The organism is Streptomyces sp. NPDC007875 (genome assembly GCF_042868035.1).
Taxonomy (GTDB): Bacteria; Actinomycetota; Actinomycetes; order Streptomycetales; family Streptomycetaceae; genus Streptomyces; species Streptomyces antimycoticus.
The window spans coordinates 223952-242714 of the sequence record NZ_JBIADZ010000014.1 but is presented as its reverse complement, the minus strand read 5'-3'; the positions used below and the strand labels follow the sequence as shown (position 1 = coordinate 242714).

Below are 18763 nucleotides of genomic sequence, written 5' to 3'. Positions count from 1 at the left end.
GCCCCACCGCCCACACGCACGGCCGTCTCCCCACATCTCCCCCGGCCGGGTGCGGGCGCCCCGGCTCGGCGCCGACAGGCCCGAACCGTCACTCATCCGCCCGTTCAACCGCTCTGAAGGGCCACACCCCGCCATGACGGACCACTACGCGACCTCATCGGTGTCCGCACCCCAGGATGTCCCGGACCTCCCTCCGGCGGCGTGGAACGCCACGGACCGTGCCGTCTCCCGCGCGCCGCTCGGCGAGCTCTTCGCCGTATGGGCGAGGCGCACCCCCAAGGCGCCGGCCCTGGTGGCGGACGACCGCGAGTGGTCCTTCGGCGAGGTCGAGCGCTGGGCGAACCGGCTGGCCCACCACCTCATCGGGCAGGGTGCGGGGCCGGAGCGCGTGGTGGCCCTGGTCCTGCCCCGCTCGGCCGAACTGGTGGTGGCCGAGCTGGCGGTGGCGAAGGCCGGTGGCGCGTACCTCCCGATCGATCCGGCGCATCCCGAGGAGCGCCGGGCCATGATGCTGGCCGACGCCCGGCCGGTGGCCGTGCTCGACGACCCGGCGCGGATCCGGGAGGTGGCGGCCGGGCCGGGCCCCGATCACGCGCCCGGCCGGGCGGACCTGCTCGGCCCGCTGTTCCCCGAGCATCCCGCGTATGTCATCTACACCTCCGGCTCCACGGGGGTGCCCAAGGGCGTACTGGTGCCGCACGCCGGTCTGGGGAACTTCTCGGCCGCGACGACGGCCCACTACCGGGTCCGGCCGGGCGACCGGGTGCTGCAGTTCTCCTCGCCGAGCTTCGACGCCTCCGTTCTGGAGCTGTGCTCCTCCGTGCTCGCCGGGGCGGCACTGGTGGTGCCCCCGGAGGGGCCCCTGCTGGGCGCCGAGCTGGCCGCGGTGCTGCGGGAGAAGCGGGTGACCCATGCCCTGATCCCCCCGGCGGCGCTCGCGACCGTGCCCCCGGAGGAACTCCACGACGGGCTGCCCGACTTCCGCACCCTGATCGTGGGCGCGGAGGCATGCCCCGCCGATCTGGTGGACCTGTGGGCGCCCGGGCGGCGACTGGTCAACTCCTACGGCCCGACGGAGGCCACGGTCGTGGCCACCTGGACGGACGCCCTGGCGGCGGGCTCCGGCGCCCCGCCGATCGGCCGTCCGCTTCCCAACACCCGGGTGTTCGTGCTGGACGAGGCGGCGCGGCAGGTGCCGGTCGGCGTCACGGGAGAGCTCTGCGTCAGCGGCGCGGGCCTGGCCCGCGGCTATCTCGACCGGCCGGGGCTGACCGCCGAGCGCTTCGCTGCCTGCCCCTTCGGACCGCCCGGCTCCCGGATGTACCGCACCGGTGATCTGGTCCGGTGGAACGCCGACGGTGAACTGGAATTCCTCGGCCGGGCCGACCACCAGGTCAAGATACGCGGCTTCCGCATCGAACTGGGCGAGGTGGAGGCCGCGTTGGCCCGCCACCCCCAGGTGGGCACGGCCGTGGTCACCGTACGGGAGGACGAGCCCGGTCAGAAGCGGCTGGTCGCCTATGTGGTGCCGCCCGGCGGCGGGACCCCGCCGAAGGCCGCGGAGGTGCGCGCCGCGGCGGCCCGGGTGCTGCCGGCGCATATGGTGCCGTCCGCCTATGTGGTGCTGGATGCGCTTCCCCTCACCCCGCACCGCAAGATCGACCGGCAGGCGCTGCCCGCCCCGCGCACCGCGCCGGACATCCACTCCCGCCAGGTCGCCCCGCGCACCCCCGCCGAGGAGGCCCTGGCCCGCATCTGGTCCGAGGTGCTGCCGGTGGACACGGTGGGCGTGGAGGACGACTTCCTGGGCCTGGGCGGTGACTCCATCCTCGGAGTGCGGCTGCTGACCCGCGTCCGGGCCGAACTGGGCGTGGAGCTCTCGCTGCGCGACCTGCTCGACGCCAGGACGGTGGCACGGCTGGCCGGCCGGCTGCCCGCCGGGGCCACCGACGCGCCCGAGGAGCCGATCCCGCCCGCGCCGCGCGACCGTCCGCTGCCGCTGTCGTCCGCCCAGCGGCGGCTGTGGTTCCTGGACGATCTGACCTCCGGCGGCACCGAGTACAACACCGGGGCCGGGCTGCGGCTCGACGGCCCGCTGGAGGCGGTCGCGCTGCGCCGGGCGCTGGACCGGCTGGCCGCCCGCCATGACGCCCTGCGCACCACCTTCGCCACCGTGGACGGGCACGGGGTGCAGCAGGTGGCCGCACACGGGACCGTACCGCTGGACCGGGTCGACCTGGGCGCGCATCCGCCGCGGGAGCGTGCCGAGACGCTCGACCGCACCCTGACCGGCGAGCTGAACCGCCCCTACGACCTGCGGCAGGGGCCGCTGACCAGGGCGCTGCTGATCCGGCTCGCCGACGAGGAGCACATCCTGCTGCTGGCACAGCATCACATCGTCACCGACGGCTGGTCGGTCGGGGTGCTGGTGCGCGAGCTGGCCGCGCTCTACGCCGCCGAGGTGTCCGGAGCCGTCGCCGAGCTCCCCGAACCCGCCCTGCAGTACCCGGACTTCGCGGTGTGGGAGCGCAGCCGTCCCGCCACTGCCCGGGAGGACGCGGATCTGGAGTACTGGCGGGGCCGGCTGGCCGGGATGCAGACGCTGGAGCTGCCCACCGACCGCCCGCGCCCGCCGGTGCGCACGACGGCGGGCGAGGTGCACCGCCGTGAGCTGCCCGCCGAGCTGGTGGCCGGGCTGACCCGGCTCGGCAGGGAGCGGGACACCACGCTGTTCACCCTGCTCGCGTCCGCCGTCGCGGTGCTGTTCTCCCGCTATTCGGGCCAGCGGGACATCGCCTTCGGCACCGTCACCGCCGGACGCCACCGCAAGGAGCTGGAGTCGGTCGCCGGATTCTTCGTCAACACTCTGGTGCTGCGCGCCGATGTCGACGGGGACAGCACCGTCGAGCGGTTCCTGGACGCGATGCGCGAGACGGTGCTGGATGCCTTCAGCCATGACCGGCTGCCGTTCGAGCGGGTCGTCGAGGAGCTGGCCCCGCGCCGCGACCCCAGCCGCAATCCGCTGGTGCAGGCGCTGGTGGTGCAGCAGAGCGCCATGGTGCCCGCCCAGGAGGCGGGGGGTGTGCGGATCAGCGAGCACTCCCTGCCGCGCCCCGCCGCGCGGTTCGATCTGGTGCTGGAGTTCCTGCCCCGCGACGACGGCTCGCTGGGGCTGACCGCCGAGTTCAACTCCGATCTGTTCGACGCGGCCACGATCGAGCGGATGGCCGGGCATCTGCACCGGCTGCTGACCGCCATGGTGGCCGATCCGGGCGCCACCCTGGTCGAGCTGCGGATGCTGGCCGACGCCGAATGGCATGCGATGCTCGACGCCTGGAACGGGCCGGAGCAGACCGCCATCGAGGCCACGCTGCCCGATCTCTTCGCCGCCCAGGTGGCGCGGCGGCCGACCGCCACCGCCGTGACCTGCCAGGACACCAGCCTCTCCTACGACGAGGTGAACCGGCGCGCCAACCGGCTGGCGCGGCTGCTCATCGCCCGGGGCGCCGGTCCCGAGCGGCTGGTGGCCCTCGCCCTGCCGCGCTCGGCCGAGCTCGTCGTCGTCCTGCTGGCGGTACTCAAGGCGGGCGCCGGATATCTGCCGGTGGACCCCGGCTATCCGGCCGAGCGCATCGCGTTCATGCTGGAGGACGCCGCCCCCTCGACCGTCCTCACCACCACGGAGACGGCCGGCTGTCTGCCCGCGGACGCCGAACCGCTGGTGCTGGACGACCCGGCGGTCCGCGCGGAGTTGGACGGGCTCGCGGACGGCGGCATCACCGACGGGGAGCGGATCCGTCCGCTGGACCCGGCCCATCCCGCGTATGTCATCTATACCTCCGGTTCGACCGGCCGGCCCAAGGGCGTGGTGGCCACCCACCGCGGGGTGGCGGGGCTCGCGGCCTGGGCCGAGGCGGAGCTGGGCCGTGAGCGGCTGACCGACGTGGTGGCCTCGACCTCGCTCAACTTCGATGTGTCGGTCTTCGAGCTCCTCTGTCCGCTGCTGGCCGGCGGCAGCGTCGAGGTGGTGCGGGATCTGCTCGCCCTCACCGACCCGGGCGGGCGGCCGCGTGCGCAGGGGCTGCTCAGCGGGGTGCCCTCGGTGTTCTCCCGGCTTCTGGGCGAGGACCCCCCGGCGGCCCGGGCCCGGACGGTCGTGCTGGCGGGCGAGGCACTGCCCGCCCAGACCGTACGGGACATCCGGGAGGCCATGCCGTCCTGCCGGATCGCCAATCTGTACGGGCCGACCGAGGCCACGGTGTACGCCACCGCCTGGTTCTGCGACGGCCAGGCGCCGTCGCAGGCCCCGCCGATCGGCCGCCCGGTCGCGGGCACCCGCGCGTATGTCCTGGACCCGACGCTCCGGCTGGTGCCGCCCGGGGTGACCGGTGAGCTGTATCTGGGCGGGCAGGGCCTGGCCCGGGGCTATCTGAGGCGGCCCGGGCTGACCGCCCACCGCTTTCTCGCGAACCCCTTCGGGCCGCCCGGAGGCCGGATGTACCGCACCGGTGACCTGGTCCGCTGGAACGGTGAGGGCCGGCTGGAGTACCTGGGCCGGGCCGATGACCAGGTGAAGATCCGCGGCTTCCGGATCGAACGGGGCGAGGTGGAGACGGCGCTGCTGCGCCACCCCGATATCGCCGAGGCGGCCGCAGTCGCCCGGGAGGCGGACGGTCATGCGCGGCTGATCGCCTATGTGGTGGCCGCCGCGGGGGCCGCGCCGGACCCGGCGGGGCTGCGGCGGTTCCTGCGGCGTTCGCTGCCCGACTACATGGTGCCCGCCTCGGTCGTCGTCCTGGCGCGGATGCCCCTGAGCCCCAACGGCAAGCTGGACCGCGGCCGGCTCCCCGAGCCGGACTGGGCCGAGGCCGCGGCACCGGGCTATGTGGCTCCCCGTACCGCCACCGAGCGGACCCTGGTGGCGGTCTGGGCCCGGGTCCTGCGGGTGGAGCGCGTGGGGGTGGAGGACAACTTCTTCTCCCTCGGCGGCGATTCGATCCTCAGCATCCAGCTGGTCTCACAGGCGCGGCAGGCCGGGCTCGCCGTCACCTCGCGCGATGTCTACCGTCACCAGACGGTCGCCGCGCTGGCCCTGCATCTGGACACCACCACGGCCCCGGCCGGGCCGCCCGGCTCCGACGGGGACGAGACGGCCACCGGGGAGCTGCCGCTGACCCCCATTCAGCACTGGCTGTTCACCACCGACCCCGAGCGGGCCGGCCACTTCAACCAGACCATCTCCCTGGTGCTGCCCGAGGACGTGGACGAGGACGCGCTGCGGCACGCCCTGGACGCGCTGGTGGCACACCATGACGCGCTGCGCTCCCGGTTCCACCGCCGGGACGACGGCTGGCACCATCGGATCGAGGACGCGGCGGCGGTCCGCGTACCGCTGACGACCACCGGTGGCGCGCATCTGGGCCGCTTCGACCTGGCCGGGGAACCGCTGCTGCGCGCGGTGCTCGACCGGGACGCCGGGCCGCACCCGGTCCTCCATCTCACCGTCCACCACGCGGTCGTGGACGGGGTGTCCTGGCGGGTCCTCCTGGAGGATCTCGACAGCGCCTACCGGCGAGCCGCCCGTGACGAGGGGGCCGGGCTTCCCGCGAAGTCCTCCCCGCTGCGCCGCTGGGCGCTGCGGCTGGGCGCCCACGCGGCCGAGGGCGGGTTCGCCGACGAGGAGGCGTACTGGACCGGCCTGGCCGGGGCCTGCGACCCCTCACTGCCGATGGACCTGGAGGGGCCGAACACCTATGCCTCGGCCCGGTCGGTCACCCTCCGGCTCGGCCCCAAGGAGACCGCCGCACTGCTCCAGACGCTGCCCGAGGTCTACCGGACGCAGGTCAACGATGTGCTGCTGAGCGCGCTGACCCGGGTGCTGCGCAACTGGACCGGGCGGGCCCGGGTGCCGGTGGACGTGGAGGGCCACGGCCGCGAGGAGCTCTTCGCTGACCTGGATCTGTCCCGTACGGTCGGCTGGTTCACCACCCGCTTCCCGGTGGCGCTCGACCTTCCGGACGGCGGCTGGGGCACGATCCTCAAGTCGGTCAAGGAGCAGATGCGGGCCGTGCCACGGCGTGGTCTGGGCTTCGGGGTGCGGCGCCATCTGCTCGATGGCGAGGGCCTCCCCGACGGCCCCACGGCCGGGATCAGCTTCAACTACCTCGGCCGGTTCGAGTCGCCGGGCGGTGGCGACGGCCTCTTCCGTGGTCTCCACCGGGAACTGGCGCTGGACGCCGACCCGTCCTCGCCGCGCCCGCATCCGCTGGAGGTGGTGGGCCGGGTCGAGGGGGACGACCTGGAGTTCACCTGGTTCTACTCCGCGCATCTGCACCGGGAGGAGACGGTCGCCCGGCTCGCCGAGGAGTTCCGCGAGGCGCTGCGCGAGATCGCCCGGCACGGCAGCGCGCCAGGGGCGGGCGGCCGCACCCCGTCCGACTTCCCGCTCGCCGCCCTCGACCAGGCCGCCGTGGACCGGCTGGCGGGGAACGGCGGCACGGTGGAGGACATCTACCCGCTCACCCCCACCCAGGCCGGCATGCTGTTCCACAGCCTGGCCCAGGACGATCGGCGCGCCTACTTCCAGCAGCTGAGTTTCGTCCTCGACGGGGTGCCCGATCCGGCGGCGCTGGCCGCGGCCTGGCAGCAGGTCGCCGACCGTACGCAGGTGTTGCGCGCCCGCGTGGTGTGGGAGGGGGTGCCCGAGCCGGTCCAGGTGGTGGAGCGCGGGGTGCGGATCCCGGTCACCCTGCTCGACTGGCGTCGGCTGTCCGGGCCCGACGAGCGCCGGGAGGAGTTGCGGAGGTTTCTCGCCGAGGACCGGGAGCGCGGTCTCGACCTGGCCGCCGCCCCGCTGACGCGGCTGGCGCTGGCCCGGCTGTCGGCCACCGAGGTCCAGGTGGTGTGGACGTTCCACCATCTGATCCTGGACGGCTGGAGCCTCTTCCAGGTGCTCTCGGATGTCTTCCACTGCCACGCGCGGGCGCGTGACGGGGCCTCCGGCACGGCCCTGGCCACCGGTCTGCCCGGGCGCCGTCCGTTCAGCGACTATGTGGCGTGGCTGCGGGAGCGCGACGGGGTCCTGGCCGAGGAGCACTGGCGGGCCCGGCTCGGCGGCCTCACGGAGTCCACCCCGCTGCCGTACGACCGGGAGCCCACCGAGACCCACCACGCCGAGTCCACCGAGGACATCCGGCTCACCCTGCCCGCCGCCACCACCGGCCGGCTCCAGGAGCTGGCCCGGGGCGAGGGGCTCACCCTGAACACCGTGGTGCAGGGCGCCTGGGCGCTGCTGCTGGCGCGGCAGTCCGGGCGCGAGGATGTCGTCTTCGGGACCACGGTGTCCGGACGGCCACCGGAGCTGCCCGGCGTGGAGACGATGAACGGGCTGTTCATCACCACCGTGCCGACCCGCCTCACGGTGCCGGCCGGCTCCACCCTGCTGTCCTGGCTCGGCGAGGTGCAGGCCGGGCAGACCGAGGACCGGCGGTTCGACTTCGTACCGCTCACCCGGCTGCGGTCCTGGACCGGCCTGCCCGAGCGGGTGAACCTCTTCGACTCCATCGTGGTCTTCGAGAACTACCCGCTCGGTGACGACCTCGCCGCCGCCCACGGCCTCGCCCTGCGCGATCTGGACGGCGTGGAGACCACCAACTATCCGCTGTCCCTGGTGGTCTACCCCGGCGCGGAGCTGGCGCTGCGGCTCGGCTACGACCCGGCGCTGTTCGATACGGCCACCGCCCGGCGGCTGGCGGAGTATCTGACGGTGCTGCTGGCGGCCATGGCCGACGGACCGGACCGGGCGCCCGCACGCCTTCCGATGCTCACCTCCATGCGGCGCCACCAGGTGCTCCGGGAGTGGAACGACACCGACGTCCCGCTGCCCGAGTCCACGGTGGCCGGGATGTTCGCCGACCGGGTGCGGAGTGCGCCGGACGCGACGGCCCTGGACGGCGAGGCGGGCCCGGTGAGCTACCGGGAGCTGGACGCCCGCGCCAACCGGCTGGCCCACCGGCTCATCGGCCACGGCGTCGGACCGGAGCGTCCGGTGGCCGTCCTGACGGACCGGTCGGTGGAGCTGGTGGTGGCGCTGCTGGCGATCGTCAAGGCCGGCGGGGTGTACGTACCGCTGGACACCCGGGCCCCCGAGGACCGGCTGCGCAGCGTGCTGGCGGAGGCGGGCGCGGAGCTGCTGCTGACCGACCGCGCCTGGGAGCGCACGGCGGCGGACCTCTCGGGCGCCGGGCGGATCCTGATGGTGGAGTCCGGCGACGACGACGGCCCCTCAGGGCCGCCGAGCGTGGCGCTCTCCCCCGACAACGCCCTGTATCTGATGTTCACTTCGGGCTCCACCGGGCGGCCCAAGGGGGTGGCGGTGCGCCACCGCGATGTGACCTCCCTCGTCGCGGACCGCGCCTTCACGGGCCACGACCGGGTGCTGGTGCACTCCCCCCAGGCGTTCGACGCCTTTACGTACGAGCTGTGGGTGCCGCTGCTGCGCGGCGGCCGGGCCGTGCTGGCGCCTGCCGGGGACGTGGACGCGGACACCGTGCGCCGGGCGATCGGCGAGCACGGGGTCAGCTGCCTGTGGCTGACCGCCGGGCTGTTCCGGCTGCTGGCACAGGAGGCGCCGGAGGCGCTGCGCGGCGCCCGGGAGGTGTGGACCGGCGGTGAGGCGGTGCCCCCCGGGGCGGTGCGCCGAGTGCTCGCGGCCTGCCCGGAGCTGACCGTGGTGGACGGCTACGGACCCACCGAGACCACGACCTTCGCCACCCGGCGCCCCTTCCGCTCCGGGGAGGCGCTGCCGCGCTCGCTGCCCATCGGACGGCCGCTGGACAACACCAGGACGTACGTCCTCGACAGTGCCCTCCAGCCGCAACCGCCCGGCATCCCCGGGGAGTTGTACATCGCGGGCGCCGGGTTGGCCCGCGGCTACCACGGCCGCCCGGGCGCCACCGCCGAGCGGTATGTGGCCGATCCGTTCGGGCCGCCCGGCTCCCGGATGTACCGCACCGGGGACATCGTGGCCTGGACCGACGACGGTGAACTACGCTTCCAGGGCCGCGCCGACGACCAGCTGAAGGTCCGGGGCTTCCGCATCGAGCCGGGCGAGATCGAGGCCACGCTCGCCCGCCACGAGGCCGTGGCGCAGGCGGTCGTCACGCTCGCCCACGTGGGCGACCGCACGCTGTTGACCGGCTATGCGGTGCCGGTGCGCGGGGCCGAGGTGCCGGGCACCGGGGAGCTGCGCGCCTTCCTGGGCGGCCTGCTGCCCGACTACATGGTGCCGTCGGCCTTCGTCGCCCTGGACGCCCTGCCGCTCACCCGCAACGGCAAGGTGGACCGCCGCAAGCTGCCCGCGCCCGACCCGGACGCGGCCGGGACGGCGGGGTATGTGGCACCCCGTACCGACGCCGAGCGGACCCTCGCCCGGATCTGGAGCACACTGCTGGGCCGGGAGCGGGTCGGCGCCGAGGACAACTTCTTCCATCTGGGCGGGGATTCGATCCTCAGCATCCAGGTGGCCTCCCGCGCCCGCCAGGCGGGGCTGGCGCTCACCCCCCGGGAGCTCTTCCGGCACCCCACGATCGCCTCGCTCGCCACCGTCACCACCCCGACCGCGGCGCCCGCCGCCGACACCGGGCCGGTGACCGGTGAGGTGCCGCTCACCCCGATCCAGCACTGGTTCTTCGGCATGCGGACCGCCCGGCCCGGCCACTTCAACCAGTCGGTGGTCGTCGAACTCCAGCGGGATCCGGACCTCCGCGCACTGCGCGCGGCGCTCGACGCGCTGCTGGTCCACCATGACGCGCTGCGGACGCGGTTCGCGACCGGGGCCGACGGAGGCCCCCGGCAGTACTGCCCGCCGCCGGAGCTGACGAGCCCGGCGCTCTTACGGGAGGACGACCTGTCGGGGCTCGGCACGCCGGAGCGGCGGGCCGCCGAGGACGCGGCGATGGCGGAGGCACAGGCCGGATTCGACCTGGCCCGGGGACCGCTGCTGGCCGCGCGGCTGTTCCACCACGGAGACGGGCAGCGGCCGACACTCTTCCTGACCGCCCACCACCTCGTGGTCGACGGTGTCTCCTGGCGGGTGCTGCTGGAGGACCTGAACACCGCCTACCAGCAACTGCTCACGGGCGGGCGGGCCGACCTCGGCCCGCGCACCACCTCCGTGCGGGACTGGTCCCACAAGCTGACCGAGCACACCGTCACCGGCGGCTTCGACGCCGAACTCCCCCACTGGCGAGCGGTGTCCGCGGAGTGTGCCGCCGGGCTGCCCGTGGACGGCGAGGGCGACAACACGGTGGCGTCCATGGCCCAGGTCACCGTCCGGCTGGACCGTGAGCGCACCGACGCGCTGCTGCGGCTGGTCCCCGAGGTCTACCGCACCCGGGTGGACGATGTGCTGCTCGCGGCGCTGGGACGGGTGCTCGGCGACTGGACCGGACGGCGCCGGATCGCCGTGGACCTGGAGGGCCACGGCCGGGAGGAGCACCTGCTGGACGGGGTGGACCTGTCCCGCACCGTCGGCTGGTTCACCAGCCTGTATCCGGTCGCCCTGGACCTTGCCGAGGGCGGCTGGGGCGAGACGCTCAAGTCCGTCAAGGAGCAGCTGCGGGCCGTTCCGGCACGCGGCGTCGGCTACGGCGCGCTGCGCCATCTCGACCCCGCCTCGGAGCTCCGGGGCGCGGCGGAGCCCGGCATCAGCTTCAACTACCTCGGGCAGTTCGACTGGTCGGCCACGGGTGAGGACCCCGGGGACACCGGTCTCGTCCGCACCGTACGGGACGGTCTGGGCGGTGACGCCGCGCCCGACACGGTCCGGGCCCATCTGCTGGACGTCGTGGGCCGGGTGGAGCACCGGTGCCTGGAGATCACCTGGTACTACGGCTCCGGGACGCACACCGAGGAGACCGTGGCCTGCCTGGCGCGGGGGATGCTCCGCGCGCTGGAGGAGATCATCGGCCACTGCGCCGACCCCGCGGCGGGCGGCCGGACCCCGTCCGACTTCCCGCTGGCCCGGCTGGACCAGGCCGCGGTGGACCGGATCGCCGCTGACGGCCGGGCGGTCGAGGACATCTATCCGCTGACCCCGACGCAGGCCGGGATGCTGTTCCACGGGCTGATGGATCCGGCGTCGGACACCTATGTCAACCAGGTCCAGCTGACGCTGACCGGGGCGCGCGACCCGCAGGCGCTGGGCACCGCATGGCGGCACACGGTGGACGCCAATCCGATCCTGCGCACCCACCTGGTGTGGGCGGACACCCCGGAGCCGCTGCAGGTCGTGACGCGCGGGGCGACGCTCCGCATCGTCCACCACGACTGGACACAGCGGCCCGAGGAGTGGCGCGAGGCCGAGCTGCTCCGCATGCTCGCCGAGGACCGCGCCGAGGGGATCGACCTGGCCACGGCGCCGCTGATGCGGCTGGCGCTGATCCGGCTGTCCGCCGATGAGGTCCGGATCGTCTGGACCTTCCACCATGTGCTGCTCGACGGCTGGAGCGCGGCACAGGTCTTCGACGAGGTCTGCGAGCGGTACGCGGCGCTCACCTCGGGCCGGGCGCCCGTGGTGCCCACCCGCCGGCCGTTCCGCGAGTACCTGGGCTGGCTCGGCGAACAGGACACGGCGGAGGCCGAGCGGTACTGGCGTACGGCGCTGGCGGGGTTCGCCTCGCCCACCGAACTACCGCGCGACCGGCCCGCGTCGGAGGCGCACCGCAGCGCCTCGTCGGGCTCGCACCGGGTCACCCTCGGCGCCGAGGAGTCCGCCCTGCTCCGTACGACGGCGCAGCGGGGCGGGCTGACCATGAACACGGTGGTGCAGGGCGCCTGGGCGCTGCTGCTGTCCCGGTACAGCGGGTCCGACGACCTGTGCTTCGGCACCACCGTCTCGGGGCGGCCTGCCGCGCTGCCGGGGGTCGAGTCCATGGTCGGGGTGTTCATCAACACCATCCCCACCCGGGTCCGGGTGGCGGGGCGGAGCAGGCTGCTGGACTGGCTGCGGGAGCTGCAGTCGGCGCAGTCGGAGGCCCGGCTCTTCGAGTCCGTGTCCCTGGCCCAGCTGGGGAGCTGGAGCGAGGTGCCCGGCGGGGTGAGCCTCTTCGACTCCATCGTGGTCTTCGAGAACTACCCGTTCGACAGCGAGGCCATCACGGCTCACGGCCTGGGCATCCGGCAGGAGCGGGATGTGGAGCCCACCAACTTCGCCCTCAGCGTCGTGGTGGCGCCCGAGGAACGGCTGTCGATCTCCCTGGACTACGATCCCGCGGCCTTCGACGCCCCGACGATCGAGCGGCTGGGCGCGTGTCTGCGCACGCTGCTGGAGGAGATGGCGGCCGATCCGGAGCGCCGGCTGGACGACCTGCCGCTGATCAGCGAGGGCGAGACGCGCGGGATCCTGGACCGCTTCAGCGGCCCCATCGCCGCCGCGCCGCACGCGGTGCTGCCCGCGCTCTTCGAGGCTCAGGCGGCCCGTACCCCGGACGCGGTGGCGGTGCTGGGCGACGGCGGACGGCTGGCCTTCCGGGAGCTGAACGAGCGCGCCAACCGGCTCGCCCGGCTGCTGATCGCCTCCGGCGCCGGGCCGGAACGGTTCGTGGCCCTCGCGCTGCCGCGCACCCCGGAGCTGGTGGTGGCCGTGCTGGCGGTACTCAAGAGCGGGGCGGCCTATCTTCCGGTCGACCCGGCGTATCCGGCGGAGCGCATCGCCTTCATGCTCGGCGACATCGCCCCGGACACGGTGGTGACCACCGGAGACGTGGCGGACCGCATCCCCGCCGGGGCGGGCGGCCGGATCCTGCTGGACGACGCGGAGTGCGGCCGTCAGCTGGCCCAGCTGCCCGCGCAGGACATCGGCGACGCCGAGCGGCGCTGCCCGCTGGACCCCGCCCATCCGGCGTACGCCATCCACACCTCGGGGTCGACCGGTACGCCCAAGGGCGTCGTGGTCACCCATGAGAGCGTGGCCGCGCTGGCCGCGTGGGCGCGGGAGGAGTTCGGTGCCCAGGGGCTCTCCCATGTGGTGGCCTCGACCTCCCTCAACTTCGATGTGTCGGTCTTCGAGATCCTCTGCCCGCTGCTGGCCGGCGGCGCCGTCGAGGTCGTCCGCGATCTGCTCACCCTGGCCGAGGGGACCGAAGCCTGGACGGCGAGCCTGATCAGCGCCGTGCCCTCGGCGCTCGGGCAGGTGCTCGGCAAGGGGTCGGTCTCGGTGACGGCCGGCACGGTGGTGCTGGCGGGCGAGGGGCTCGCCGCCCGCACCGTCCAGGAGGTCCGCGCCGCCATTCCCGGCTGCCGGGTGGCGAACATCTACGGACCCACCGAGGCCACCGTCTACGCCACCGCCTGGACCTGTGACCCCGCCGACCCGGACCGCACCCCGCCCATCGGCGCCCCGGTCGCCGCCACCCGGGCCTATGCGCTGGACGCGCGGCTGCGGCCGGTGCCGGTCGGGGTGCCGGGCGAGCTGTATCTGGCGGGACCGGGCCTGGCCCGGGGGTACTTCGGCCGGCCGGGGCTGACCGCGCAGCGGTTCACGGCCGATCCGTTCGGCCCCGCGGGCGGCCGGATGTACCGCACCGGCGATCTGGTCCGCTGGGACGAGCGGGGGCAGCTGGAGTACCTCGGCAGAACCGACGACCAGGTCAAGGTGCGCGGCTTCCGGATCGAACTGGGCGAGGTCGAGGCCGCGCTGGCGCGCCACCCCGATATCGCCGAGGCGGCCGCGGCCGTCGTCGACACCGGCGGTCACAAGCGCCTGGCCGGCTATGTGGTCCAGGTCCCCGGCGCCCCACCGGCCGACACCGCCGCGATCCGTGCCTTCCTCACCACGAGCCTGCCGGACCATATGGTCCCCTCGGCTCTGGTGGTCCTGGACCGGCTGCCGCTGGGGTCGAGCGGCAAGCTGGACCGGCGGGCCCTGCCCGCGCCCGTGTGGGCGGCCCGCGCCACCGGCCACGTCGAGCCGCGCACGGAGACCGAGAAGGCCCTCGCCGCCATCTGGGCGGAGGTCCTGGGGGTGGAGCGGATCGGCGTGGAGGACAACTACTTCACCCTCGGCGGCGATTCCATCCTCAGCATCCAGATCGTCTCCGCCGCCCGGCGGGCCGGTATCGAGCTGACCCCGCGCCATCTCTTCGTCCACCAGACCGTGGCGGACCTGGCCATGGCCGCGCGGGAGGCCCCGGCCACAGCGACCGCTCACGAGCAGGACCCGGTCGTCGGGGAGGTGCCGCTGACCCCGATCCAGCACTGGCTCTTCGAGCAACTGCCCAGCACGGCGGGGCACTTCACCCAGTCGGTCTCGGCCGAGCTGACCGCGCCGGTGGACGAGAGCGCGCTGCGGGCCGCCCTGTCCACGGTGGTGACCCACCATGACGCCCTGCGGCTGCGCTTCGAGCGGACCGAGGACGGCGCCGTACGCCAGCACAACGCCCCGCCGGAGGACCAGCCGGTGCTGGACCTCCACGACCTGTCCTCCGTGGCGCCGGGGCGGCGGGACGCGGTGATGCGGGAGACGGCCGGGCGGATACGGGCCGGGTTCGACCTGACCCGGGGGCCGCTGCTGCACGCGGCGCTCTTCACCCGGGGCGAGGGGGAGCGGCCCGTGCTGCTGCTGACGGCCCACCACCTGGTGGTCGACGCCGTCTCCTGGCGCATCGTGCTGGAGGACCTGGACACCGCCTACCGGCAGATCGCCGCGGGCCGGACGGTGGAACCGGGCGCCAAGACCACGTCGTTCCGCACCTGGGCACGGCGCCTGAGCGAGCACACCGCCGCCGGGGGCTTCGACGCGGAACGCGACCACTGGGCGGCCACCCACGGCTGCACCGACCTGCCCACGGACAGCGAGGGCCCCAACACCGCGGCCTTCGAGGAGGAGGTGACCGTCCGGCTCGGCGCCGAGGAGACCCGTCTGCTGCTGCAGGAGGTGCCGGGCGCGTACCGGACCCGCGTCAACGACGTCCTGCTCTGCGCCCTGGGGCGGGTGCTGGCCCGCTGGACCGGCCGGGACCGGGTGGCGGTGGCCCTGGAGGGGCACGGCCGGGAAGAGATCTTCGAAGGCGTCGATCTGTCCCGTACGGTCGGCTGGTTCACCAGCATGTACCCCGTCGCGCTGGAGACACCCGCCGACTGGGGGCTGGAGCGGACGCTGAAGGCCGTCAAGGAGCGGCTGCGGACGGTCCCCGGAAACGGCTTGGGCTACGGCGCGCTGCGCCATCTGTCCGGCGCGGCCGCCGCCGGCCTCCCCACCGCCCCGAAGATCAGCTTCAACTACCTCGGGCAGCAGGACTGGGAGCCACCCGCGGCGGATGGTCTGCTGCACGCCCTGACCGGTGGGCTGGAGGGCGATATGAGCCCGGAGGCGGACCGGCCGCATCTCCTCGATGTGATCGGCCGGGTGACCGACCGTCGGCTCGAACTCGGCTGGTCCTACTCCCGGTCGCTGCACCGGCGCGCCACCGTGCGCCGGCTCGCCGAGGAGATGGTGGAGGAGCTGCGGGCGATCGTGCGGCTGTGCACCCGCCCCGACGCGGGCGGGCGGACGCCCTCGGACTTCCCGCTGGCCGCGCTGGACCAGGCGACCGTCGACCGGCTGGCGGGCGACGGCCGGGACGTGGCCGATATCCATCCGCTGACCCCGACCCAGTCCGGGCTGCTCTTCCACGCACTGGCCCAGCGGGACCAAGGGCTCTATGTGGAGCAGGCGACGTTCGTCCTGGACGGGGTCGCCGATTCCGGGGTGCTGGCGGCCGCCTGGCGGCATGTCGTGGACCGCACCCCGGTGCTGCGCGGCGAGGTGGTGGTGCACGATGTGGCCGAGCCGCTGATGGTCGTGCGCCGCACCGCGGTCGTACCGATCGAGGAGCTGGACTGGAGCGGCCTCACGGAGGACGAGCGCACGGCCGCGCTGGAGCGGCTGCTGGACCGGGACCGCGCCCGTGGGATCGATCTCGCCGCGGCCCCGCTGCTCCGCGTCACCCTGGCCCGGCTCTCGCCCGGTGAGGTGCGGGTGCTGTGGACCTTCCACCATGTGCTGCTGGACGGTTGGAGCGTCTTCCAGGTGCTCGGCGATGTCTTCGCCGCCCATGCCGCCCTGGCCGCCGGTGAGCAGCCGAGATTGCAAGCCCGCAGACCGTTCGCGGACTATGTCGCCTGGCTCGGCCGTCAGGACCACACGCGCGCGCAGGCGCACTGGCGGCAGGCCCTGGAGGGATTCACCGCTCCCACTCCCCTCCCCTTTGACCGCAGGCCGACGCCGGAGATCGCGACCCGGTCCTCGCACTGGCTGTCGCAGCGACTCGGTGAGCAGGACACCGCCGCCCTCCAGGACTTCGCCCGGCGGCACCGGCTCACCATGAATACGATCGTGCAGGGCGCTTGGGCGTTGCTCGTATCCCGCTTGAGCGGCGAGTCGGACGTCTGCTTCGGGACGACGGTCTCCGGGCGCCCGGCGGAGCTGCCCGGCGCGGACGACATCACCGGCATCTTCATCAACACCCTGCCGGTGCGGTGCGCGGTGGCGGGCGCCACCGGAACCGCCGCCTGGCTGCGGGAGCTGCAGGCCGAGCAGGCGGACGCGCGCGGCTTCGGCCATGTGCCGCTGTCCGAGCTGCGCGGCTGGAGCGAACTCCCCGCCGGGGTGGACCTCTTCGAGAGCCTGGTGGTGTTCGAGAACTACCCCATCAACAGCGCCGCCGCGGCCGAGCACGGGCTGCGGGTGCGCGATCTGAACGCCCTGGAGTCCACCAACTACGCGCTGACCGTGGTGGTCTCGCCCGGATCCGAACTGTCGGTGGAACTCGGCTACGATCCGCGGCTGTTCGAGGAGGCCACCGCCGAGGCGCTGGCGGACCGGCTCACCCATCTCCTCGGCACGCTGGCCACGGCCCCCGACGAGCTGCCGCTGGACCATATCGACGTCCTCCCGGCCGCCGAGCGCCACCGACTGCTGGTGGACTGGAACGACACCGCCCGGCAGGTGCCCGAGGCGACATGGGCCGAGCTGTTCGAGGCGGCGGCGGACCGCGGCCCGGACGCGGTGGCGGTGGACTCCCTGCGCCTGCGTCTGACCTACGCGGAGCTGGACGGCCGGGCCAACCGCCTCGCCCACCACCTCATCGGGCAGGGCGTGGGCCCCGGGCGGATCGTCGCGCTGGTGCTGCCCCGGTCGGTGGAGTCCGTCGTCGCCCGGCTCGCGGTGGCCAAGACCGGGGGCGCCTATCTGCCCATCGATCCCGACTACCCGGCCGAGCGCATCGAGTTGATGCTCAAGGACTCCGCCCCGCATCTCGTCATCGAACGGGCCGCCGAGGTCCGGGCCCCGGACGGCCCGGCGCACCGCCCCACGGACGAGGACCGCCTCGGCGCCGTCCACCCGGACGACCCCGCCTACGTGATCTACACCTCCGGGTCCACCGGAACCCCCAAGGGAGTGGTTGTCACCCACCGCGGGATCGCCGGGTTTGCCGCCGCCGAGGCCGAGCACTTCCAGGTGCGGCCGGACGACCGCGTCCTGCAGTTCTCCTCGCCCGGCTTCGACGCCTCCGTCCTGGAGCTGTGCATGGCGCTGCCGTCCGGGGCCGCCCTGGTGGTGCCCGAGCCCGGCCCGCTGCTGGGCGGCCATCTCGCGGAGATCCTGCGGCGGCAGCGGATCACGCACACCCTCATCCCGCCCGCCGCGCTCGCGACACTGCCCGCCGGCACCGAGCGTGAGCTGCCCGATCTGCGGACGCTGATCGTGGGAGGCGACGCCTGCGGCGCGGAACTGGCCGCCCGGTGGGCGCCGTACCACCGCATGATCAACGCGTACGGGCCCACCGAGACCACCGTGGTGGCCACCTGGTCCGAGCCGCTCGACTCCAACGCCGCCCCGCCACCGATCGGGCGACCCATCCCCAACACCCGGGTCCAGCTGCTCGACGCACGGCTGCGCCCGGTACCGGTGGGTGTACCCGGCGAGCTGTGGGTCAGCGGTCCGTCGCTCGCCCGCGGCTATCTGGGCCGCGCCGGGCTGACCGCCTCCCGCTTCCTCGCCGACCCCTTCGGGCCGCCCGGCTCGCGGATGTACCGCACCGGCGACCTCGCCCGCTACGACGCCCAGGGCCGCCTCCACCATCTGGGGCGCGTCGACCACCAGCTCAAGCTGCGCGGCCATCGCATCGAGGCCGGTGAGGTGGAGACCGCCCTGTGCGGCCATCCCGCCGTCGCGGAGGCCGTGGTGACGGTGCGGGAGGACGAGCCCGGTGTGCGCCGGCTGGTAGCCCATCTGGTCCTCGCACCCGGGGCCGCCGCCCCGGCCGACACCGAGCTGCGCACCCATCTGGGCCGGACGCTTCCGGGCCCGACGGTCCCGTCGGCGTTCGCCGTGCTGGACCGGCTGCCGCTCACCGAGAACGGCAAGACCGACCGCGCGGCGCTGCCCGCGCCCGGCCCCGCCACCACCGCCGCCGCACCGGCCGGCCATATCGCCCCGCGCACCCCCACCGAGGAGGTCATCGCGGAGATCTGGTCGGAGGTGCTGGGGGTGGCGCCGGTCGGCGCGGAGGACGAGTTCTTCACCTTGGGCGGTGACTCGGTCCGCAGCCTGCTGATCGCCTCCCGGGCCAAGGAGGCGTTCGCCGTCGACCTGACCCCGCGGGACATTCTGACCGCGCGCACCGTCTCCGCCCTCGCCGACCTGGTCGAGGAGCACATCCTGCGCGAACTCGAAGACGCCGCTTCCAGCGGCAGCGACCACGACGACCGGTGAGGAAGG

General features: G+C 74.2%; 1 protein-coding gene. It reads left to right on the top strand.

Annotated elements, in window-relative coordinates; translation table 11 throughout:
• Positions 1 to 133: 133 nt before the first annotated feature.
• Positions 134 to 18757 carry a non-ribosomal peptide synthase/polyketide synthase gene (locus tag ACFYOY_RS28005; RefSeq protein ID WP_388590322.1) on the top strand — a complete coding sequence of 6208 codons (18624 nt, stop codon included), beginning with the start codon at positions 134 to 136 and terminating at the stop codon, positions 18755 to 18757.
• Positions 18758 to 18763 lie beyond the last annotated feature (6 nt).

Bases quoted from the DNA above. Each gene is read 5' to 3' on its own strand.
- ACFYOY_RS28005 (WP_388590322.1), top strand. From the start codon at position 134: ATGACGGACCACTACGCGACCTCATCGGTGTCCGCACCCCAGGATGTC.